Annotated in this window: 15 protein-coding genes; 11 read left to right on the forward strand and 4 right to left on the reverse strand. The window is 74.5% G+C overall.

Annotated elements, in window-relative coordinates:
- A partial coding sequence (locus tag PUR61_RS30845; RefSeq protein ID WP_443035265.1) for a glycoside hydrolase family 15 protein occupies positions 1 to 990 on the reverse strand: 990 nt, incomplete at its 3' end.
- Positions 991 to 1,767: 777 nt separating this feature from the next.
- Between PUR61_RS30845 and PUR61_RS30850 the strand changes: the two genes are divergently transcribed.
- The 10 genes from PUR61_RS30850 to PUR61_RS30895 all read left to right on the forward strand — a co-directional run bounded on the left by PUR61_RS30850 (position 1,768) and on the right by PUR61_RS30895 (position 15,989).
- Positions 1,768 to 3,408 carry a CTP synthase gene (locus tag PUR61_RS30850; protein WP_329882796.1) on the forward strand — a complete coding sequence of 547 codons (1,641 nt, stop codon included), beginning with the start codon at positions 1,768 to 1,770 and terminating at the stop codon, positions 3,406 to 3,408.
- Between the two features lie 124 nt (positions 3,409 to 3,532).
- Positions 3,533 to 4,171 (forward strand): NUDIX hydrolase, encoded by a 639-nt coding sequence (locus tag PUR61_RS30855; protein WP_329882797.1) that lies wholly within the window; start codon positions 3,533 to 3,535, stop codon positions 4,169 to 4,171.
- 294 nt (positions 4,172 to 4,465) lie between these two features.
- The gene (locus PUR61_RS30860; protein WP_329882798.1) at positions 4,466 to 6,862 is read left to right on the forward strand and encodes a tetratricopeptide repeat protein; all 2,397 of its coding nucleotides are present in this window, start codon (positions 4,466 to 4,468) and stop codon (positions 6,860 to 6,862) included.
- 261 nt (positions 6,863 to 7,123) lie between these two features.
- Positions 7,124 to 8,239 (forward strand): alanine dehydrogenase, encoded by a 1,116-nt coding sequence (gene ald / locus PUR61_RS30865; RefSeq protein WP_329882799.1) that lies wholly within the window; start codon positions 7,124 to 7,126, stop codon positions 8,237 to 8,239.
- A gap of 511 nt (positions 8,240 to 8,750) precedes the next feature.
- A complete protein-coding gene (locus PUR61_RS30870) occupies positions 8,751 to 9,818 on the forward strand; it encodes a ParA family protein (protein WP_329882832.1) in 1,068 nt (355 codons plus the stop codon).
- Entirely contained in the window at positions 9,815 to 10,525 is a 711-nt protein-coding gene (locus PUR61_RS30875) for a hypothetical protein (RefSeq protein WP_329882800.1), read from the forward strand. Before PUR61_RS30870 ends, PUR61_RS30875 begins: the two co-directional genes overlap by 4 nt.
- A 540-nt stretch (positions 10,526 to 11,065) precedes the next feature.
- Complete coding sequence (locus PUR61_RS30880) at positions 11,066 to 12,058, forward strand: segregation and condensation protein A (RefSeq protein ID WP_329882801.1); 993 nt, start codon at positions 11,066 to 11,068, stop codon at positions 12,056 to 12,058.
- A gap of 431 nt (positions 12,059 to 12,489) precedes the next feature.
- Positions 12,490 to 13,083, forward strand: coding sequence for an SMC-Scp complex subunit ScpB (gene scpB / locus PUR61_RS30885; RefSeq protein WP_380358137.1), 594 nt, complete (start codon positions 12,490 to 12,492; stop codon positions 13,081 to 13,083).
- Positions 13,084 to 13,147: 64 nt separating this feature from the next.
- Entirely contained in the window at positions 13,148 to 14,665 is a 1,518-nt protein-coding gene (locus PUR61_RS30890) for a pseudouridine synthase (protein ID WP_329882802.1), read from the forward strand.
- A gap of 340 nt (positions 14,666 to 15,005) precedes the next feature.
- Complete coding sequence (locus tag PUR61_RS30895; RefSeq protein WP_329882803.1) at positions 15,006 to 15,989, forward strand: helix-turn-helix domain-containing protein; 984 nt, start codon at positions 15,006 to 15,008, stop codon at positions 15,987 to 15,989.
- Positions 15,990 to 16,103: 114 nt separating this feature from the next.
- On the opposite strand, the gene PUR61_RS30900 is transcribed toward PUR61_RS30895, so the two are convergent.
- The 3 genes from PUR61_RS30900 to PUR61_RS30910 form a co-directional block, all read right to left on the reverse strand.
- Positions 16,104 to 16,466, reverse strand: coding sequence for a DUF952 domain-containing protein (locus PUR61_RS30900; protein ID WP_329882804.1), 363 nt, complete (start codon positions 16,464 to 16,466; stop codon positions 16,104 to 16,106).
- A gap of 155 nt (positions 16,467 to 16,621) precedes the next feature.
- Positions 16,622 to 18,313 (reverse strand): DUF4139 domain-containing protein, encoded by a 1,692-nt coding sequence (locus PUR61_RS30905; RefSeq protein ID WP_329882805.1) that lies wholly within the window; start codon positions 18,311 to 18,313, stop codon positions 16,622 to 16,624.
- A gap of 5 nt (positions 18,314 to 18,318) precedes the next feature.
- Positions 18,319 to 20,640, reverse strand: a complete 2,322-nt coding sequence (locus PUR61_RS30910; RefSeq protein WP_329882806.1) for a DUF4139 domain-containing protein — start codon at positions 20,638 to 20,640, stop codon at positions 18,319 to 18,321.
- Between the two features lie 443 nt (positions 20,641 to 21,083).
- On the opposite strand from PUR61_RS30910, the gene PUR61_RS30915 reads away from it, so the two are divergent.
- Positions 21,084 to 22,169, forward strand: coding sequence for a prephenate dehydrogenase (locus PUR61_RS30915; RefSeq protein WP_329882807.1), 1,086 nt, complete (start codon positions 21,084 to 21,086; stop codon positions 22,167 to 22,169).
- Positions 22,170 to 22,236 lie beyond the last annotated feature (67 nt).

The raw sequence follows: 22,236 nt of genomic DNA on the forward strand, positions 1-22,236 counted from the left end.
CTCGTCCCGGTAGCCGGTGCGCAGCAGGGAGGAGAGGGTGATCGCGGCGTCCCGCAGCCAGGTGTAGCGGTAGTCCCAGTTCCGCTCGCCGCCGATGTCCTCGGGCAGTGAGGTGGTGGGGGCCGCGACGATGCCGCCGGTCGGGGCGTAGGTGAGGCCCTTGAGGGTGATCAGCGAGCGGACCACGGCCTCCCGGTAGGGGCCCTGGTAGGTGCACTGGCCGGCCCAGTCGTGCCAGAAGTCGGCGGTCGCGTCGAGCAGCTCCTCGGCGGCGGGCGCGGTCGGGGGCTCCAGGTGGGAGGCCTGCCAGGTGAGGGCGAAGGCGATCCGCTCGCCGGCCGAGACGGTGAAGTCGGCGTAGGTGGTGAGGTTGCGGCCGTAGGTGTCGGCCGCGCCGTCCAGCCAGACCGAGTCGGGGCCGGCCACGGCGACCGTGCGGTGGTTGCCGTCGGGCTGCTCGACCCGGTGCACCCAGGGGACGACCCGGCCGTAGCTGAACCGCATCCGGACCGCCGAGCGCATCCGGACGGTGCCGGTCACGCCCTCGACGATCCGGATCACCTGGGGGACGGCGTCCTTGCCGGCCAGCGGGCGCGGGGGCATGAAGTCGATCACCCGGACGGTGCCGCCCTGGGAGTCCCACTCCTGTTCCAGGATCAGCGAGTCGCCCCGGTAGCGGCGGCGGTCGGCGGGCACCGCCGGGGCGGCGGCGGTCGGCGGCGGCACGCGCAGGTCACTGGTGTCGGTGAGCTTGAGTCGTGCGGCGGCGGCCGGGGCCGGATCGGCGGCAGGGGAGGGCAGCCCGGTGGCCACCGCCTCCGCGGGGCCGATTCGCCAGAAGCCGTGTTCGTCGGTGCCGAGCAGGCCGGCGAAGACCGCCGGCGAGTCGAACCGGGGGAGGCAGAGCCAGTCCACCGCTCCGTCCCTGCTGACCAGGGCGGCGGTCTGCATGTCCCCGATGAGTGCGTAGTCCTCGATACGGCCGGCCACGTGGATCTCCAGTTCGCAATGTGGTCACGACGCATCGGCGATCCGAGGGGGAGCCAGCGGTTCTGCGGGGCCGGAGGCCACCCCGGGACGTCCGGCCCTCCGTGGGGTGGTGGGGGGCCTTGCTGGAGTGTCCGCGAAGGCTCGGTCGAGCCTCTGGGTGGGTGGGTGGGAGCAGAATACGGGGAGGTCCGGTCGCGCATCGGGGACCGAGAGGCGTCCTGACCCTCCCACGCCCTCCGCGTGCTCGTGTTGTCGGCGATGCGTCCGAGCAGCTTACGACGGACGAAAGGGGCGAAGCACGCGGGCGCCGCCCGGTGTGGCGCCGCAATTCGGCGGAAATACCGCGCATCGTGGGTGCGCCCGCCAGGATGGCCCGGAAGGATCAGCTCCGGATGGTTCGAACAGGGGGGCCGCCGATGGCCTGGCCGAGCGGTCCCGAGTGACCCGCCCGGGCCGGTGGTGCGACGGGTGTGACGGCTGCGCCGGGTGGTGCGCCGGTGGTGCGCCAGGCGTGCGCCCCCGGAGCGCCGTGGGGGCATCTCCGGCGGGCCGGAAAGCACTCGGCCCGGGTCACTGTTACCCTGGTATCCCGTGGACCGGTGGGATCAAACGCCCCGGACCAGCCGAACCGACGACCCCCCGGGCGCCGTGCACCGCACCGCCCTCGTCGTCGCCAGGCGACCCGCGAGCCTCCCACCACGTCACGTCCGACTCGCGACCCACGGGAGCCCCCTCTTGGCACAGCCCCATTCCGGCAAGGCATCGAACAGCCGCGCCGTGACGACCAAGCACCTCTTCGTCACCGGGGGTGTCGCCTCGTCACTCGGCAAGGGCCTCACCGCCTCCAGCCTCGGTGCCCTGCTCAAGGCCCGTGGCCTGCGTGTCACGATGCAGAAGCTCGACCCGTACCTCAACGTGGACCCGGGCACCATGAACCCGTTCCAGCACGGTGAGGTCTTCGTCACCGACGACGGCGCCGAGACCGACCTCGACATCGGCCACTACGAGCGGTTCCTCGACACGAACCTGCACGGCTCGGCCAACGTCACCACCGGCCAGGTCTACTCCACGGTCATCGCCAAGGAGCGCCGCGGCGAGTACCTGGGCGACACCGTCCAGGTGATCCCGCACATCACCAACGAGATTAAGTCCCGGATCCGCCGCATGGCGACCGAGGACGTCGACGTGGTGATCACCGAGGTCGGCGGCACCGTCGGCGACATCGAGTCGCTGCCGTTCCTGGAGGCCGTCCGCCAGGTCCGCCACGAGGTCGGCCGGGACAACGTCTTCTTCGTCCACGTCTCCCTGCTCCCCTACATCGGCCCCTCGGGCGAGCTGAAGACCAAGCCGACCCAGCACTCGGTCGCGGCCCTGCGCAACATCGGCATCCAGCCGGACGCCATCGTGCTCCGGGCCGACCGCGAGGTCCCGCAGGCGATCAAGCGCAAGATCTCGCTGATGTGCGACGTCGACGAGGAGGCCGTGGTTGCCGCGATCGACGCCAAGTCGATCTACGACATCCCCAAGGTCCTGCACGGCGAGGGCCTGGACGCGTACGTGGTGCGCCGCCTCGACCTGGCGTTCCGCGACGTGGACTGGACCACCTGGGACGACCTGCTGCGCCGCGTCCACGAGCCGCAGCACATCGTCAGGGTCGCCCTGGTCGGCAAGTACATCGACCTGCCGGACGCCTACCTGTCGGTGACCGAGGCGCTGCGCGCCGGCGGCTTCGCCAACAACGCCCGCGTCGAGATCAAGTGGGTCACCTCCGACGACTGCACCACGCCGGAGGGCGCCCAGGAGCAGCTCGGCGACGTGGACGCGATCTGCATCCCCGGTGGCTTCGGCGACCGCGGGGTGGACGGCAAGGTCGCCGCGATCACCTACGCCCGCGAGAACCGGATCCCGCTGCTCGGCCTCTGCCTGGGCCTGCAGTGCGTGGTCATCGAGGCCGCCCGCAACCTGGCCGGCCTGCCCGACGCCAACTCCACCGAGTTCGACTCCGCCGCCAAGTACCCGGTCGTCTCCACCATGGCCGAGCAGCTGGCCATCGTCGACGGCAAGGGCGACCTGGGCGGCACCATGCGCCTGGGCCTCTACCCGGCCAAGCTCGCCGAGGGCTCCATCGTCCGTGAGGTCTACGGCGGCGAGCAGTACGTCGAGGAGCGCCACCGCCACCGCTACGAGGTCAACAACGCCTACCGGGCGGACCTGGAGAAGACCGGCCTGCAGTTCTCCGGCCTCTCCCCGAAGGGCGACCTGGTCGAGTACGTCGAGTACCCGCGCGAGGTGCACCCCTACCTGGTGGCCACCCAGGCCCACCCGGAGCTCAAGTCCCGCCCGACCCGCCCGCACCCGCTCTTCGCGGGTCTGGTGAAGGCCGCGATCGAGATCAAGACGGCCCCCGCCGCCGAGTAGCCACTCGGACGGCAGGCACGCGCCAGCCCGGCATTCGGCTGTTCACCGGACGGCGGCCCCGCATTCCCGCGGGGCCGCCGTCCGGCGTTAGATTGTGTCGTACTGACGAAAAGGGGAGACCGTGATGGACGACCGCAGCATCGCCGACGTGGCCGAGGAGTGGGAGGTCCGGGGGAGCACCACCCCGTTCCAGGGCCGGGTCACCGGCGTGCGCACCGAGGAGGTCCGGATGCCCGACGGCAGCTGGGCCCGCCGTGACTACCAGACCCACCCCGGCTCGGTCTCCGTCCTCGCCCTGGACGATCGGCAGCGGGTCCTCGTCCTGCGCCAGTACCGCCACCCGGTCCGTCAGCGGCTCTGGGAGCTCCCGGCCGGCCTGCTGGACGTCCCCGGCGAGAACCCGCTGCACGCCGCCCAGCGCGAGCTCTACGAGGAGGCGCACTGCAAGGCCGACACCTGGCGGGTGCTGGTGGACTTCTACACCTCGCCCGGCGGGACGGACGAGGCACTGCGCCTCTTCCTCGCCACGGACCTCTCCGAGGCCGACGGCGAGCGCTACCAGGCGCACGGGGAGGAACTGGAGCTGGAGTCCGCCCGGGTGCCGGTCGCCGAACTGGTCCGGCTGATCCACGCGGGCGAACTGCACAACCCCACCCTGATCACCGGCACCCTGGCGCTGTCCGCGGCGCTGCACGCCCCGGGCGGCCTGGACGCGCTGCGCCCGGCCGACTCGCCCTGGCCGGCCAGGCCGTTCCGGGACTGAACCCCGGGAAGGGCTGACGCCACTCCGGGACCGGCGCCGTTCCGGGGCCGATTCCGGAGTGGCCGGCTCCCCGGTACGGGTGCCCTTTCCCGGACCGGCGGGCGCCCTTTTCCCGAACCGGCGGGTGCTCCGGGGGTAGCCCGGCGCCGCGGGTTGATCCGCAGGGGTGATTTACCGGTTCGTACGACCGGATGTCACCCCGGTCGGGCCGGGCGGTCGAACTACGCTTCGCAGACAGGGCGCCCGTCCCGGGCCGCCTCCGCTGAGCGCTGGGTGACGTCGGGAGTGGCACGGGTGGCGAGGAAGACGGCGACGATGGAGGCCGGGCCCGGCGTGCCCGCCGAACGCGTTCCCGGGCTGGACCGGTTGCCCGCCGGCCCCGCCCTGTTCGTCGGCCGGCGCGCCGAGCTGGCCGCGCTCCGGGCCGCCGCCGGCCGACCGGCCGAGGGCCGCAGCCCCGTCCTGGTCGTGGCCGGCCGCCCCGGCTCCGGGCGGACCGCGCTGGCCGTCCGGTTCGCCGTCACCGTCGCCCCCGGATACCCCGACGGGGTGCTGTTCGCCCGCCTCTCCGCACCCGACGGCGGCCGGGTGCCGCCCGCCCGTGCCGCACGCCGGCTGCTGGAGCAGCTCGGCGCGGACACCGCCGGCGTCCCGCTGCCCGGTGCCGTCGAGGACGGCCGCGACGAGCCCGCCTGCGTCGCCCTGCGCGAGGCGCTGGCCGGTCGGCGCGTCCTGCTGCTGCTCGACGACGTCCGGGACGCCGGGCAGCTCTGGCCGCTGCTCGCCGACGAGCCCGGCTGCCTCGTCCTGGCCACCACCGCCGGGCCGCTCACCGGCATCGAGGACATCGACCCGGTCATTCTCGGCGGACTCGACCGGTCGGCGGCGGGCGAGCTGCTGGGTGACCTGGTGGGCGGGACCAGGATCGGCTGCGACCCGGTCGGCGGGGCCGATCTGGCGGAGGCCTGCGCCTCCCGGCCGGCGGCGCTGCGGCTGATGGCGGGATGGCTGCGCGGCAGTCCCGAGCTGGCCGTGACGGACGCGGCGCAGGAGCTGGTGCGGGCGGTCGCGGAGGCGGACGCGCGGGAGACGGCGCGGGGCGGGGCGCGCGGGGACGTGCGGGGCGGGGCGCCGGCGGGGACGAACGCGGGTCCGGGCGGGGGCGACGGGCAGCGGGGGAGCCACGGTGCGGCCGGGACGGCGGGCGTGGCGGGGCCGACGGGGGCGGCCGGCGGGCCGGAGAAGGGCGGCGGGACGAAGCCGCAGAAGCAGCCGAAGGGCGCGAAGCCGGGACAGCCCGGGCAGGCGGCGCAGGCGGCGCAGGCGGCGCAGGCGGCGCAGTCGTCGCAGCCGGGGTCGGACGGGGTGGAGAGGCCGGGGCGAGCGGGCGGGGCGGGAGGGCCCGGAGAGGCGGAGGGTGCGGACCGGGGGCGCCGGGCCGAACGGAAGCGCGGTGAGGGCCGGTCCGGCCCCGCTGCCGGGCTCACTGCCGGGCCTGCTGCCGGGCCCGCTGCCTCGGGGCCGGTTGCCGGACCTGCGGCCCCGGCGGATCCGGTACCGGATCCGGCGCGTGATCCGGCGGCCTGGGTGAAGCCCGGTCCCGAGCCCGCCGAACCCGTCCCGGTCCCGGACAACGACCCGCTGATCGGCGCGTTCACCCTGACCTACGCCACCCTGCCCGCCGCCCAGGCCCGGATGCTGCGCGCGCTCACCCTGGCGCCCGCCCAGTGCGCGGACCCGCGTACGGCCTCCGCCCTGGTCGGCTGCCCGGCGCCGGAGGCCGCCGTGACGCTGGCCGCGCTCGCCGAACGGGAGCTGCTGACCGAGGAGCCCCCGGCCGCCGACGGCACCGCCCGCTACCGGGTGCCCGGCCGGCTCTACCCTCGGCTGGTCCGGTTGCGGGAGCAGGAGGACCGCCCGGCCGAGACCGAGCTGGCGCGTGCCCGGCTGCTGGAGCGGCTGGTCCGCCTCACCGAGTCGGCCCGGGCGCTCCTCGACCCGGCCGGGGGCAGCGGACCCGACCCGCTGCCCGGTCCGCTGCGGCTGACGTCCGCCGCCCACGCCCGGCAGTGGCTGCTCGGCGAGCGGGACCTGCTGCTCGGCGCCGTCGCCGACGCGATCGGCCAGGGCGACCTGGACGGCTCGGCCGGTCGGCTGGTCACCGCCCTGTTGCGGGCGCTCCCGCTGACCGGCGCGGCCGCGCCCGCCGATCTCCACCAGCTGCACGAGCTGGTCCTGACCGTGGCCGAGCGGCACGGCCGACCCCGCCGGGCCTCCGCCGCGCTGCTCAACCTGGGCGACCTGCAGGCCGCCGCCGGTGGCTGGGAGCAGGCCGCCGGGCACTACCGGGCCGCTCTGGAGCACGCCCGTGCCGCCGACGACGAGGCGCTCTGCGCCAGGGCCCTGGAGGGCGCGGCCGGCTGCCACCGGGCGCTCGGGGACGCGGTGCGCGCCGCCGACTGGTACGGCCGGGCGCTGGGCGTCCGGCAGTCCATGGGCGATCAGGCCGCCGAGGCCCGGTTGCTGGCCCGGGTGGCCGAGGCGCACACCGCCCAGCGCCGTTTCGAGGAGGCCGAGCGGGAGTACCGGGCGTCGCTCTCGGTGCTGCGGAGGCTGGGCGACGACCAGGGCCGCGAGGCCGTCGGAGCCGCCCTCGCGGAGCTGCGGGAGCGACTCGTCGCCGGGTGGTGAAGGGCGCTTTCGGAGTATTGTCGAACATGCCCGGTTGGCGTTGCTTCGGCAGGAAGATCGTCATGGAAGCCTACGAACCTGCCAATGTGTCCGGCAAATTTATTCACTTTGGAAGGCTGACACGTCGCCTGGGCTTCATTACACTCGGACCTAGTCGCGCAGACAGCTGTGCCCCGGTGTCTTCCGGAGGCTTCCCCACGTGCGCGTCGCCCGCCGGTCTTCTCCGGTAGGGACCCCCAGGGCAAGAGGACGTGTTTAGCCGTGAAGGTCGGCATCCCCCGCGAGGTCAAGAACCACGAGTACCGCGTGGCCATCACGCCCGCCGGCGTGCATGAGCTGGTCCGCAACGGACACGAGGTCTACATCGAGGACAACGCCGGTCTCGGCTCCTCGATCCCGAACGAGGAGTACGTGGCCGCCGGCGCCACCATCCTCCCCACCGCCGACGAGGTGTGGGCCACCGCCGACCTGCTGCTGAAGGTCAAGGAGCCCATCGCGCAGGAGTACCACCGCCTGCGCAAGGGCCAGACGGTCTTCACGTACCTCCACCTGGCTGCCGACCGCGCCGGTACCGACGCGCTGATCGCCTCCGGCACCACCGCCATCGCGTACGAGACCGTGCAGCTCGCCAACGGCGCCCTCCCGCTGCTCGCCCCGATGTCCGAGGTCGCGGGCCGTCTGGCCCCGCAGGTCGGTTCGTACCACCTGATGCGCCCGGCCGGCGGCCGTGGCACCCTCCCCGGCGGCGTGCCCGGCACCCACCCGGCCAAGGCCGTCGTCATCGGCGGTGGCGTCTCCGGCTGGCACGCGGCCACCATCGCCATCGGCATGGGCTACGACGTGACCCTGCTCGACCGCGACATCAACAAGCTGCGCGAGGCGGACAAGGTCTTCGGCACGAAGATCAAGGCCATCATGTCCAACTCCTTCGAGCTGGAGAAGGCGGTGCTCGACGCCGACCTGGTCATCGGCGCCGTGCTGATCCCGGGCGCCAAGGCCCCGAAGCTCGTCACCAACGAGCTGGTCTCCCGCATGAAGCCGGGCTCCGTGCTCGTCGACATCGCCATCGACCAGGGCGGCTGCTTCGAGGACTCGCACGCGACCACCCACGCCGAGCCGACCTTCCCGGTCCACAACTCGGTCTTCTACTGCGTGGCCAACATGCCGGGCGCCGTCCCGAACACCTCCACCTACGCGCTGACCAACGCGACGCTGCCGTACGTCGTCGAGCTGGCCAACCGGGGCTGGAAGGACGCGCTGCGCCGCGACGCCGCGCTGGCCAAGGGCCTGAACGTGCACGAGGGCCAGATCACCTTCGGCGCCGTCGCCGAGGCCTTCGGCCTGGAGTCCGTCTCCCTGGAGAGCGTGCTCGCCTGAGGCTGGACACCCGGCCTCTCTGAACGGGCAGCCGCCCGCACGGCGGCCCGTCGGCCCCCGACCCGCTCCCCTCGGGCCGGGGGCTTCGCCATGCCTGCGAACAGGTGTGCCGACGGGGCCCCGGCCGGCCCGTGAACGAGGGGTGAACCCGGTGGTGACGGCGGGCGCGGCGCGGGCGGGTCGCTCTGTCGTCAATTTCCGTCGGTCGCGTCACCCGACCGCAGAAACGTTAGGGTCAAGGGCTCGCGCATCCCTTGACAGAGGGTCGCCTGATAGTCGACACATCCTGCCCACTACCGTGGATTGTGTTGCTGCGAACGCCTTGAACGGCCTAGAGTCGCAAACCGTCGGCATGCTGCCACGCTGACGAATCGACATAGAGTCCTGGATACCCAAGGAGGTAAGACGACTTGTGAATGAGTCGACATTTGCTCCCGGGGGTGGTCAGCCAGGACTGGCGGAGCACATCGCCGGCCAGCCGCGTGAGGAGTCCGGGGCCCGGCAGGCCACCGTGGGCTCGGCCGAGGTCGGCTCGGTCGCACTCCGTACCTTCGAAGCACGCCAGAACACAGCACAGGTGACCACGGTGACCGACTACGACGTCGACCTGCCGGCCCACGGCCTGGCCTACGGAGAGTTCGCCTACGGCGCCTACGACGACCCCGACGCCGAGTACGAACCGGACCCGGAGTACGCCGCCACGCTCGCCCCCGACGCCGCGCGTCAGCGCCGTGAGCGGGTCGGCCCGACCGGGCGCCCGCTGCCGTACTTCCCGATCCCCGCGCCGGTGGCCGAGCACGGTCCCGCGCAGATCATCGCGATGTGTAACCAGAAGGGCGGCGTCGGCAAGACCACGTCGACCATCAACCTGGGCGCGGCGCTCGCCGAGTACGGCCGCCGTGTGCTGCTCGTCGACTTCGACCCGCAGGGCGCCCTCTCGGTCGGCCTCGGCGTCAACCCGATGGAGCTCGACGTCACCGTCTACAACCTGCTCATGGAGCGGGGCCTGACGGCCGATGACGTGCTGCTGAAGACCGCGGTGCCCGGCATGGACCTGCTGCCGTCGAACATCGACCTCTCCGCCGCCGAGGTGCAGCTGGTCAGCGAGGTGGCCCGGGAGTCCGCGCTGGCGCGCGCCCTGAAGCCGCTGCTGCCCGACTACGACTTCGTCATCATCGACTGCCAGCCCTCGCTGGGTCTGCTGACGGTCAATGCGCTGACGGCCGCTCACAGCGTGATCGTCCCGCTGGAGTGCGAGTTCTTCGCGCTGCGCGGCGTCGCGCTGCTCACCGAGACCATCGAGAAGGTCTGCGAGCGGCTCAACCCCGAGCTCCGCCTGGACGGCATCCTCGCCACCATGTACGACTCGCGCACCGTGCACAGCCGTGAGGTGCTGGCGCGCGTCGTCGAGGCGTTCGGCGAGCACGTCTTCCACACCGTCATCGGGCGGACCGTCCGTTTTCCGGAGACCACCGTCGCCGGCGAGCCGATCACGACGTACGCGACCAACTCGGTCGGTGCCGCCGCCTACCGCCAGCTCGCCAGGGAGGTGCTCGACCGGTGCCGCCCCGCCGAGTGAGTCTCCCGGGTGCCGACGAGCTGTTCCGGACCACGGGCGGGATGGCGCTGTCGCCGTCCCTCGCGTCGCGTTCGGCCGCCGAGGCGCCCCGACCGGAGACCGCCAGGGCGGTCAACGGCACCGTCGACGCGGACGGTGCCGAGGGGGCCGAGGGCGTGGGCGGTGCGGAGTACGCGGAGGGCGGTGGCGAGGCCGCGGGCGGTGGCGCCGGCGGTGACGGCGGCGCGGCCGGGGAACCGGGCGAGCACCGGCGGGCCGTGCGCCGGCCGGTCGGTGCGGCGGGCACGGTGCCCGCGCCCGCGCAGCCGGGCGGCCAGGGCGGTGTCGGACAGGGCGTCGGCGGGCCGGGTGCCGGTGCCGGCGGTACGCAGGGTGTCGGCGGGCAGGGCGGCCGGGCCGCCGCACCGGGGCCGCGCCAGCACGCAGGCGCGGTCGAGGAGCCGGCGGCTGCCGGCGGACGGCCGAGGCCGCGGGGCCGGGCCCCGCGCCGTCCCACCGGGCGCGAGCGGCACGACGAGAAGATCACCGTGTACGTGTCCGCCGAAGAGCTGATGGACCTGGAGCACACCCGTCTCGTCCTCCGGGGCGAGCACGGCCTGGCGGTGGACCGCGGCCGGATCGTCCGGGAGGCCATCGCGGTCGTGCTGGCGGATCTGGAGCAGCGGGGCGAGGCCAGCATCCTGGTGCGGCGGTTGCGCGGGCGCTGACGCCCGGGGCCGCCCGTCGGCCCGTCGGAAGCCGCTCCGGCACTCCGGCGCAGCGGAACTCCGGCGCATCGGGCCCAGCGGCACTCCGCCGGCCCGGTGGGGCCTGCCGGGGTCGTCGAGCTCCGCCTTCGGGGCCGCCGTCGTCGGCGCTCACCGATGTCCCGTGGGTGGTCCGGGCCTCCGGACGGCGCCCCGGTCGCGGCCGGGCCGACCCTGGACCGCGTCCTGGCGGCTCCTGAGCCGCCCCTGAGCGGCGCTGAGCGGCTCCCGGGCCCCTTGGGGGCGCCCCGGCGCGCGGAGGGCGCCTGGGGGCGGCCGAGGGCCTGGAGGTCGGCGCGCCGACCTCGTCGGCCGCCGGTAGGGGCGTGGAGCCCCCGTCGAGCGTTCCGGGGCCCGGGGTGGGTCCGGGGTGGGTCCGGGGTGGGCTTGCGAGGGGTCCGGCGGCCGGTGAAGTACTCCCGGCGGCGTGCGCGGCGGGTGCGGCGTGTCGGTGAGCCCCCGCACGGAGCGGGCGGCGGCACCGGGTGAAGATGGACCGCCATGTCGAGTACGCCCGAACCCTCCGCCGTCGCCGGGACCGCCCGGTCGGTCGAGGCTGTCGCCGCGCCTGCAGCGCCTGCCGCGCCTGCCGCGATGGCCACCGGGGCAGGCGCCGGGGCGGGCGGCGGTGAGGCGCAGGGTGGCTTCCGGGTACGGCTGAACAACTTCGAAGGCCCGTTCGACCTGCTGTTGAGCCTGATCGCCAAGCACAAGATGGACGTCACCGAAGTGGCGCTGGCGACCGTCACCGACGACTTCATGGCCCACATCAGGGCCATGGGCCCGGACTGGGACCTGGACGTCACGACGGAGTTCCTGGTGGTCGCCGCCACACTGCTCGACCTCAAGGCGGCCCGGCTGCTCCCGGCGGCCGAGGTCGAGGACGAGGAGGACCTCGCCCTGCTGGAGGCCCGGGACCTGCTCTTCGCCCGGCTGCTCCAGTACCGGGCCTACAAGCGGGCGGCTGCGCTGTTCGGCGACCGCTGGGCCGCCGAGCTGTTCCGCCGGCCCCGGTCCGTCGGCCTGGAACCGCGGCACGTCCGGCTGCTGCCCGAGGTCGTGATCGGCATCGGCGCCGAGCGGTTCGCACAGCTGGCGGCCCGGGCGATGGTCCCCAAGCCGAAACCGGTGGTCTACGTCGACCACATCCACGCACCGCCGGTGAGCGTGCGCGAGCAGGCGGGCCTGGTCGTCGGGCTGCTGACCGTGCTGGGGGAGGCGACGTTCCGGCAACTGGTCGCGGACGCGCCGGACGACCTGGTCGTCGTCGCCCGGTTCCTGGCGCTGCTGGAGCTCTACCGGGAGCGGGTGCTGGCCTTCGAGCAGCCGGAGGCGCTCGGGGAGCTGGTCGTGCGCTGGGTGGCCGAGGCGGACCGCGGGGCGGTCGACGTGACGGACGAGTTCGACCGGCCTGCCGGTGAAGGGCGGGCCGCGGACGTCCGGGCTGCGGACGTGCGGGCCGGGGACGTGCGGAGAGAGGAGGGCCCGCGATGACGGTCGGGGCCGATGACGGACGGCGGGTGCCTCGGCGGCCGCTCGGGGTGCCGGGGCAGCCGCGGGCCGAGGAGTGGTTGGAGCCTGCGTCCACCGTCCCGGTGGAGCCCGCTGCCGGGACGGAGGGGCGGACGGTGGACGGAGCCCCGGCGGGTGCCGACCCGGTGACCATCGGCGGCCTGGCGGGTGCGGGTGCCGGTCCGGGCGTGGCCTCGGGTACCGGCTGCGTCGGCGGTGCAGCTGTCGAGCCGGTCGTCGTGCACCAGAAGTCGGCTCCGTCGACTTCCGGTGCGGCGGAGCGGCCCGGCCCGGAGATGCCGGGGAGCCCGGACGGGCGGGACGGGGTCGTCGGCGCTGAACCGCGGCGGTCCGTGCCGACGGTTCCGACGGCGGACGGGCCCGGACTGCGGGCGGAGCTGGAAGCGATCCTGATGATCGTCGACGAGCCCGTCGGAGAGGTGCACCTGGCGTCCGTGCTGGAGCGGTCGCGGGCGGAGGTGGCGGCGGCGCTGTCCGGGTTGTCCGCCGAGTACACCGCACAGGGCCGGGGCTTCGACCTTCGACTGGTGGCCGGTGGCTGGCGGTTCTACAGCCGGGCCGTGTGCGCACCGGCCGTCGACCGCTTCGTCCTGGACGGCCGGCAGGCCCGTCTGACACAGGCCGCGCTGGAGACATTGGCGGTGGTCGCCTACCGGCAGCCGGTGTCCAGATCGCGGGTCTCAGCCGTCCGCGGTGTGAACTGTGACGGCGTGATGCGTACCCTGGTACAGCGAGGACTGGTGGAAGAGGCCGGATCCGAGCCCGAAACAGGTGCGATCCTGTATCGGACGACGAACTACTTCCTGGAACGGATGGGGCTCCGCGGCCTGGACGAGCTGCCGGAGCTTGCTCCCTTCCTGCCCGAGGTCGACGACGTGGAAGCGGAGTCCCTGGAGGGCACGATGATCGCGGAGGCGGTCGCCGCCGCTGCCGTGCAGGCCGTGGACGGCAGTGGCGAGGCCGGTCGGGCTGCGCCTGATCGGTAGGGGGCGGTGAGGTCGGCCGAAACGACCGCACATCCCAGACGGTAAACGACGTACGGACACTTTGATGCGTAGCAGTGGCAACGGCAGGAACAGCAGCGGCGGCGGCAGCGGTCGCGGCGGACAGGGCGGGGGCCGGGGCGGCTCCTACGGGGGCAGCGCCGGCCGTAGCGGGTCGGGCTCGCGCGGCGGTTCGTACGGCGGTGGGTCCGGTGGCGGGTCCGGTTCGTACGGCGGCTCCGGCGGCGGGTCCGGTGCGGGTTCGTCGCGTGGCGGCGGCTCGTACGGCGGGGGCTCCGGCTCCTCGCGTGGCGGCGGTTCGTACGGCGGCGGGTCCGGTGCGGGTTCGTCGCGCGGTGGCGGCTCGTACGGCGGGGGCTCCGGCTCCTCGCGTGGCGGCGGTTCGTACGGCGGCGGGTCCGGTGCGGGTTCGTCGCGTGGCGGCGGCTCGTACGGCGGGGGCTCCGGCTCCTCGCGCGGTGGCGGCCCCTCGCGCGGCTCCGGCCCCTCGCGCGGCGGTTCGGCCTCGCGCGGTGGTTCGTACGGCGGCGGGTCCGGGCGTGATGACCGTCGGGACGACCGTCGTGACGACGGTCGCTTCCCCGACCGGCCGCTGCGGCCGGAGGAGCGGAAGTACGACCGCCCCGAGTTCGGTGGCGGCCCCAACGCCACCCCGGCCCGCGGCGGCTTCTCCGGCCGTCGGCCCAACCCGGCCCCGCGCCCGCGCCGCGAGGGGCAGGGCGCCCCGGGCGACCCGCGCCGCCAGCCACAGCGCTCGCGTGAGCTGCAGGCCCGGATCGAGGACGCGGTGCTCGCCCGGCACGACAAGCCGGCCGTGAAGCTGCCCAAGACCTTCGGCGAGCCCGAGGGCGAGCGACTGCAGAAGGTGCTGGCGCGTGCCGGCATCGGCAGCCGGCGCGCCTGCGAGGAGCTGATCGACCAGGGCCGGGTCGATGTCAACGGCAAGCGGGTCACCGAGCAGGGCAAGCGGGTCGACCCGGAGAAGGACGAGATCAAGGTGGACGGTCTGACCGTCGCCACCCAGTCGTACCTGTTCTTCGCGCTGAACAAGCCGGCCGGCGTGGTCTCCACGATGGAGGACCCGGACGGGCGGCAGTGCCTGGGCGACTACGTGACCAACCGGGAGACCCGGCTGTTCCACGTCGGCCGCCTGGACACCGAGACCGAGGGCATCATCCTGCTCACCAACCACGGTGAGCTCGCCCACCGCCTCACCCACCCCCGGTACGGCGTGACCAAGACCTACCTGGCCGCGATCCAGGGGCCGATCCCGCGCGACCTCGGCAAGAAGCTGGCGCAGGGCATCGAGCTGGAGGACGGGTTCGCCCGTGCGGACAGCTTCAAGGTGATCTCGAACGTCGGCAAGAACTACCTGGTCGAGGTGACCCTGCACGAGGGTCGCAAGCACATCGTCCGGCGGATGCTGTCGGAGGCCGGCTTCCCGGTCGAGAAGCTGGTGCGCACCCACTTCGGTCCGATCGCGCTGGGCGACCAGAAGTCCGGCTGGCTGCGCCGCCTCACCAACCCCGAGGTCGGTCAGCTGATGCACGAGGTCGGTCTGTAGACCGGTCGATTTCGGTGAGGTGCGTGCCGCTCCTGCGGGCGCCCCTCGCCGAGCCGGTCCACAGAGTCCGCACCGGAGACGGTGGACCTGTGGACGGGTCCCCCTCGTGACGTGTTTCCGTGAGGGCCTCCCCGCCGTTCGGCGGGGAGGCCCTCACGCCGTTCGGCGGGGAGGCCCTCACGCCGTTCGGCGGGTCCTGCTGTGAAGCGGGCCGCATCGTCCGGTGATCGTCTTGTCAGCGTCATGATCCGTGGCCGAAGATTGCCACCTGTCCGCGATCCGCCGAGTGGCGGGACTGCGCCACCGGCGCAGGGGCGAGAGGCGAACGGGGAGCGACGCCGTGTCCGATGCACCACTCAGCGCTCTGGGGCTGGCCACGCCGGACGGACGGGTCTACGCGGCGTTGGTGGCCAATCCACAGTCGACGGCCGAGGACCTGGCCGCCCTCTGTGACCTGAGCCTCCAGCAGAGCGTCCGCGCGCTGGACCGGCTGGCACAGCAGGGCATGGCCACCCGGGCCCCGGTGGACCGCCACCGCTTCCTGCCGGTCGCGCCCGACGTCGCGATCGGCACCCTGATAGGCCACCGCGAATCCGAACTGCGCCACGCCAGGGCCGAGATGCACCGGCTGATGGACGCCTTCCGGGAGGCCTCGCGGTACACCGACCCGGCCCACTCGGTCGAGGTGCTGACCGGTGGCGAGGCCATCGCGCAGCGGCTGGAGCACATCACCGAGACCAGCCAGTACCAGGTGCGGGGCTTCGACTGCCCGCCGTACATCCAGGACCCGGTGGCCAACATCCCCCTCCAGCGGCAGCGGATGAAGGAGGGGCTGCGGTTCCGGACCGTCTACGACCGGGAGGCGGTGGCCTGGCCCGGGCGGCTGGAGAAGAACATCCTGGCCGGGGTCGCGGACGGCGAGGAGGCGCGGGTCCGGCCGGTGCTCCCGATGAAGATGATCATGTCGGACGACCGGATGGCGATCATCCCGATCAGTGTGGGTGACAGCGTCCTCGACGCCGCCTACGTGATCCACCCCTCGGCGCTGCTCCAGGCGCTGGACACCCTGTTCGAGGCGGAATGGGAGCGGGCCGTCCAGTTGCAGGCGGCGATCGGCGCCACGGAGGAGACGCCGGAGCCGGAGGCCGACCACCGCAAGCTGCTCGGGCTGCTGGCGGCCGGCCTCACCGACGAGTCGATCGCCCGGTCGCTCGGCTGGAGCGCCCGCACCACCCAGCGGCGCCTCCAGAGCCTGATGCGCGAGCTGGGCGCCACCACCCGCTTCCAGGCCGGCATGGCGGCCCGGGAGCGGGGGTGGTTGTGACGCGGCCGGTTGGGGCGCGGTCGGCTGCGCGGCGGGTGGCCGGGCCGCGGCCGGGGGCCGGTCAGGGAACCGCCGGCCGGGACGTCGCCGGCCGGTGAGCCGCAGGCCAGGGCGTCAGCTCCAAGGGGTGAGGCCCGCCCAGCGGCCGTCCGGCCCGCGTTCGACCTTCTCCAGACCGACCACCGCCGTCCGGTTCAACCGGCCGTAGATGTGCGGGAACAGCACGCCGGGGGAGGCCCCGGGCGGCGGTGCGCCGTGCGGGGCCTCCCACTTGACCATCGGTTCCACCAGCGACTCCTCGATCAGCAGCACCATCAGCGGTTCGGGGGCGTCGGCGTAGAAGGCGTTGGCCACGGCCAGCACGGTCTCCTCGTCCGCCGAGCAGTGGATGAACCCGTCGGTGAGCAGCGAGGCCGTGGCGTACGGCCGGCCCGGGTCGGCCAGCCAGTCGTCCAGGGGTGCGAGGTGCAGGATCATGTTCCTGTTGTACCTGAGCGGACGTCATGGCGACGGTTCGCGCGGGTCGGCCGGGCCGCGGGTGGTCGGGTCGCAGGTAGCCGGGCCGCGGGTTGGCCGGGTCGCGGGTGGTCGGGTCGCAGGTAGCCGGGGCGGCGGCGCGGGGGACGCGGGTGTCACAGGCCGGCCACCTTGGCGGAGGCCGAGATCTCGTACACCAGCGTGACGGTCCGGCGGGCGCCCGGGCCGAGCGGGACGTCCCAGCGGACGATGCCCTCGGAGTCGAAGGCGTCCGGGGCCGGCGAGCACTCCTCCTTGCGCAGCCGCACCTCCACCGCCGACACCTCGGAGACCGGCACCCGTTCGCGCACCGCGACCACCTGCTCGTCCCGCTCCTCCGGCCCGGAGAACCGGGAGAGGTAGAGCCGGACCGTGCGGGTGGTGACCGAGCGCTGGCCGAGGCCGGCGGTGGACTGCCGCTCCTCCGTCTCCCGGACCACCCGGTAGCCGTCGGAGCTGCCGAACGACAGCTCGGTGTCGGCCCCCGCGGCCGTGAACGGCAGCTCACCGCGCCCCGTGAAGCCGCTGCCCCGGACCAGCTCGACCGGCCCCGCGAGCAGGGCGTGCCCGGCCGCGTTGCGGAACCTGACCACCTGGGTGACCAGCGGCGACAGCTCCGGTGCGCACGCGTACTCGCTGCGCGCCGGGCCGGTGAAGGTGCCCAGCGGCACCCGGTGCGCCCGCCCGTCGGACGGCACGGTGGCGGGTGCCGGGGCGGGCAGTACCCGCACCTCCCCGCCGTCGTCCACGCCCGGCACCGCCCCGGACGGGCCGAGCGTGGAGACCTCCTCCTCACGCAGTTCGACGTCGACGGTGCGCCGCTCCTCGGTGGTGCGCTCGCGCAGCATCAGCAGGTCCTCGACGAGCGCGGGCGGTTCGGCCGCCAGCGCCGAGCGTGCGGTGGAGAAGGTCAGCCGGGCGCCGGTCCAGTCCTCCCCGGTGCGCTGCCAGACCACCGCCTCCGACTCCAACCGCAGCTCGCCGTCGGTCAGGGTCGCCCGGTAGGAGGGCCGCCAGAGCGCGCACGGCACCAGGTGGCTCACGGTCAGCCGGGCGGGCCCGGCCGCCGCGGCCTCGACGGTGAGGTCGAGGTGGGCGACCAGCTCGGCCGGCTGCTCCTCGGCCTGGTCGAGGGCGGTGAGCGCCTGGGACCGCTGCTCCTCCAGTTCGCGCAGCCGCGAGCGGGTGGCTCGCAGCTCTTCGCCGTACCGCTCCCGTTCGGCGTCCACCCGGGCCAGTTCGCGCGCCCAGCGGGTGCGCTCGACCTCGCCGGCGCCCGCGCCCTCGCCGACCTCGCGCAGCAGGTCGGCGGAGAGCTGAGCCAGCAGGCCCAACCGGGTCTCCAGCCGTTCGAGCAGCCTGCCCTCCGCGCGGGTGTGCTCGTCCAGCCGGTGCAGGCGGTGGCGCAGTTCGGAGTCGTCCGGGCCGGGCGGCAGCGGTGCGCGCGGGGTCCAGGCGCGCACGATGCGGGCGTCCAGGACACGGACGCCCGGGGTGTCGGCCTCGGCGCGCAGGGTGCGGTCGACGGCCAGGGCGGTGAGCGGGCCGAGGCGCAGCCGCTGGATGCCGGGCGCCAGCTCCAGGGTGACGGTGCGCTCGACCTGGCTGCGGTCCTCCAGGCAGGTGACGGCGGTGACGGGGAGAGGGTGGACGGTGACGGCTCCGGTGCCCCCGGGGGCGGTGACGGCGGGGGCGGTTTCGGCAGGCGCACTGACGGCGGGGGCATTGACGGCGGGGGCGTCGGCCGTGGCGGGATCGAGGGCCGTGCGATCGGGGGCGGGTGTCCTCGGGAGGGGGGTGTCGGTCATCTCGTTCAGTTCCTCCGGTTTCCGCCGACGATGGCCTTTCCGGCCGGGATTCTGATCTGGTAGCCGCCGTCGAGATCGGCCCGGCCGCCCGGCGGCAGCTCGACCCGCCACAGCCGGCTGCTGGGCGGGCACTCCGGCGAGGGCTCGGTCGGCGCGCGCCAGTCGGCCCGCTCCTCGATCCGGATCTCGGAGTCGGAGCTGACCGGCACCCGTTCGCGGACCTCGACCGTGACCGGGCGGCCGAGCCGGTTGGCCAGTTCGACGTGCACCCGGTGGTCGAGCACGGTGCTGTTGTTCAGCATGCCCGCGGTGGACTCGCGAAGCTCGGTGCGGCGCGTCACCTCGACGGACTCCGCGACGCCGATGCCGAGTCGGCTCACCCCGCCGGGGGCGAGGGTGGGCAGGGCCGCGGTGAGCAGGAACTCGTCGTCGACGGTCACCTCGACCGGGCCGGCGAGCACCGCCCGGTCGGTCGGGTTGGAGACCAGCAGGGTGGCGTAGACCTTCTCCTCGACGGCGGGGACGGTCACGTACTCGGGACGGACGGACACCGGGATCTCGTCGATCGTGACGGTGTGCCAGGTGGCGTCCGAGGGGATGTCGGCGGGCGCGGCGGCGTCGAAGCGGTGGTCGAAGGAGCCGGCCGACACCCGCGGGGGCACGGCGTGCCGGGGCAGCGCCAGATGGTCGATGCCCGCGACGAGGTGGCCGACGCCCGGCCGGGCGGAGGGCCGCGGCGCGGACCGCTGCAGAGTGCCCCGGACCCCGGAAGCGGAGTCCGGACCCAGCAGGACGAGCGCCGGGTAGTCCAGCAGCAGGGCGTCGGGGACCGGCGGACCGGCGGGCGCCCCCGGGCCGCCCTCTTCGTACCCCCCGGCGGCGGCCGAGTCGAACCGCGACAGGACGTCGTCGCCGATTTCGAGGCCCTCCGGCGCGGCCGCCCGTCTGCGGCTCGCGCTCCCGCCCCGCGCCCCACGGGCACGGGAGGCGACCGGAGCCGGCGGGGGCGGGGGCGCGCCGTACCCGGCGAAGCCGAGAGCCGGCGGGGCGGCGTGCGGTTCGTCGTAGGCGGGGAGGAGGCCGCCGGCCGGGGCGGCTCCCGGGGCGGCGGGCGCCGGCGGAGGCAGCGCGACGGCCGGGGCGACCGGAGCGGCGAGGCGGGGCCGCGGGGCGGCTCCGGCGATCACCGGACGCGCAAGCCCCGGGCGCGGGCCGACGGCGTCGTAGCCGGCGAACAGGTCGGCCAGGCCGCCCGGGGGCTCGCGCCAGCCGGAGGGCGGCGGGGCGGGCTGGCTGCGGCCGATCCGCAGCGAACGCAGCTTGGGAAGGTCGGTACGCCGGTCCAGGTCGGCGGTGGAGAGGGCGAGCCGGACGCCGCTCCAGTCCTCGCCGGTCAGCTGGGCGACGGAGGCGCGCAGGACCAGTCGGCCGGTGTCGGCCCCCTGCGCGTACGACAGCCGGTAGGAGGGCACCCAGCGGGCGGTCCGGACGGTGTACTCCAGCTCGATGTCCAGGTCGGTGGCGGTGGTGGCGGTGCCGGGTGTGTCGTGGTCGCTGCCCGGGGGCGTCGCCGTGAGGGTGAGCAGAACGGTCGCCGAGACCTCCACCGGTCGGGCCGGGCCGGCCGTGGACGAGCGGTTCAGTTGATCGGTGAGCAACTCGGTCTCGTGATGGGCGAGTTCGATCTCGCGCGTCAGCTCCTCCGCGCGCTGCTGGAGCCCGGTGAGGCGTTCGTCGACGAACTCGGCCAGCTCCAGCCAGGCATCGGCGGGCGTCCGGCGGAGCGGTTCGTCGCGGCGTCGCTGCGGTGGGACGGCGCGCAGCGCGGCGGTCTCGGCGACGGCGGCGAGGACCAGCCGCTGACGCTCCCGGACGGCGTGCTCGCGTTCCCGGGCCTCGTTCACCTTCCTTCGGAGCTCGGGGAGTTCGGCGGGCTCGCGAAGTTCGGCGACCGGTTCGAGGCGGGCCTCCGTGACGGCGGTGCCGGCCGGGCCGGAGAGCACCCGGGCGCGCAGCGAGTGCCCTTCCAGGGCCGTGGGCAGCCCCGTCAGCCGGAGCCGCCCGCCCGGCGGTACGGCCACCCGGGCCCGGCGGCGGCAGACCGCGCCGACGGCGTGGACGACGACCGAGTCCAGCACGGACGGTACGGACGGCACTGCGGGGGCGGTGCGGACGGGCGGTGCGGGGGGCGCGGTGGGCGCGGTGGGGTCGACCGGACCGGAGTCGGTCGGGGCGGACGGGGGGCTGGTGGGAGTGGAGGATTCCGGCCGTTCGCCGTGGTCCCCGTCCTGCGGTCGATGCTGGTCGCTGCTGTGCTGATTGTTCACCCGGCCAACCCCTTCGTCTCGTACCGTCGGCGCCGATCGCGCCAGGGCCTCCCCTTGGGCGGCCCATCCTGCCGTGCGTCGGCGCTCCCGTCCCCGGATTTCGCCGTGCGCGGCGTATGGGCGCCGTGGCGTGCGCTCCGTGGCGTGCGTTCCGTGGCTCGAGTGCCGGGGAGCCGGGCGCTTTCGCGCGGGTCGTGTGTGGGGACGGGTGGGAGGGCCGTCCGGTTGCCCTCGCGGTTGCCCTCGGGGGCGCGGTCGCGGTCGCGGTGTCCGTGTGGACGACGGGGATACGAGAGGATGGGGCGGACGTGTCCGACCGATCCGGCGCCGTCCGGAGCCGTTTCGTCCGGTGCGGTCCGTCCGGACCGTCCCGGGCCCGTACCGCTCCGCCCGGTTCCGTTGTCCCGCTTGCCCGTTCGTTCTGCGAGGAGAGCCAACCCGCCATGCGCACAGCCGTCGTCGTCGGTACCGGACTCATCGGCACCTCCGCCGCGCTCGCCCTCACCGGAAGAGGTCTGACCGTCCATCTGGAGGACGCGGATCCGGACGCCGCCCGCACCGCCGAATCGCTGGGCGCCGGCATCACCGAACCGGCCGACGGTCCGGTCGACCTGGCGATCATCGCCGTCCCGCCCGCGCTGGTCGGCAAGGTGCTCGCCGACTGCCAGCGCCGCGAACTGGCCCGCTTCTACACCGACGTCGCCAGCGTCAAGGCCGGCCCGCGTGCCGACGTCACCGCGCTCGGCTGCGACACCGTCCACTACATCGGCAGCCACCCGATGGCAGGGCGCGAACGGTCCGGCCCGCTGGCCGCCCGCGCCGACCTGTTCGAGGGCCGCCCGTGGGTGCTCACCCCCACCGCGGACACCGACACCGAGACGCTGAACGCCGTCCTCGAACTGGTCGCGCTCTGCGGGGCCATGCCGATCGTCATGGACGCCTCGGCGCACGACCGTGCGGTCGCCCTGGTCTCGCACGCCCCGCAACTGCTCTCCTCGCTGGTCGCCGCGCGGCTGGAGAACGCCGACGAGACCGCCATAAGGCTCTCCGGCCAGGGTGTCCGGGACGTCACCCGGATCGCGGCCTCCAACCCCGGGATGTGGGTGGACATCCTGTCCGCCAACGCCGGCGCCGTCGCCGACGTGCTGGACGAGGTGGCCAACGACCTCGGCGAGACCGTCGGCGCGCTGCGCGCGCTGCAGGCCGCCGAGGAGCGCGAGCGGCGGGGCGGTGCGGCCGGGATCGAGGCCGTCATGCGGCGCGGCAACACCGGCCAGGCCCGCATCCCCGGCAAGCACGGTGCGCCGCCCACCCGGTACGAGACGGTCGCCGTCGTCCTCGGCGACCAGCCGGGCGAGCTGGGCCGGCTCTTCGGCGAGGTCGGTGCGGCAGGCGTCAACATCGAGGACGTGGACATCGAGCACTCGACCGGCCAGCAGGTGGGGTTCGTCCAGCTGTCGGTGGCGCCGGGTGCGGTGCGGCCGTTGACGGCGGCGCTGCGGGCCAGCGGATGGAGCGTGCGGGACTGAGGCGGGGCCGGAGCGGCTCCGCCTCCGGGGAACGGTGCCGACGGCGGCGCGATCGTCCGGTCGGCCG

The sequence above is a fragment of the Streptomyces sp. BE20 genome (assembly GCF_036322525.1).
Lineage (GTDB): Bacteria > Actinomycetota > Actinomycetes > Streptomycetales > Streptomycetaceae > Kitasatospora.

Coding starts and splice junctions, on each gene's coding strand:
- PUR61_RS30890 (WP_329882802.1), top strand. CDS start 13,148: ATGCGTAGCAGTGGCAACGGCAGGAACAGCAGCGGCGGCGGCAGCGGT.
- PUR61_RS30915 (WP_329882807.1), top strand. CDS start 21,084: ATGCGCACAGCCGTCGTCGTCGGTACCGGACTCATCGGCACCTCCGCC.
- PUR61_RS30905 (WP_329882805.1), bottom strand. CDS start 18,313: ATGACCGACACCCCCCTCCCGAGGACACCCGCCCCCGATCGCACGGCC.
- scpB (WP_380358137.1), top strand. CDS start 12,490: ATGATCGTCGACGAGCCCGTCGGAGAGGTGCACCTGGCGTCCGTGCTG.
- PUR61_RS30880 (WP_329882801.1), top strand. CDS start 11,066: ATGTCGAGTACGCCCGAACCCTCCGCCGTCGCCGGGACCGCCCGGTCG.
- PUR61_RS30900 (WP_329882804.1), bottom strand. CDS start 16,466: ATGATCCTGCACCTCGCACCCCTGGACGACTGGCTGGCCGACCCGGGC.
- PUR61_RS30855 (WP_329882797.1), top strand. CDS start 3,533: ATGGACGACCGCAGCATCGCCGACGTGGCCGAGGAGTGGGAGGTCCGG.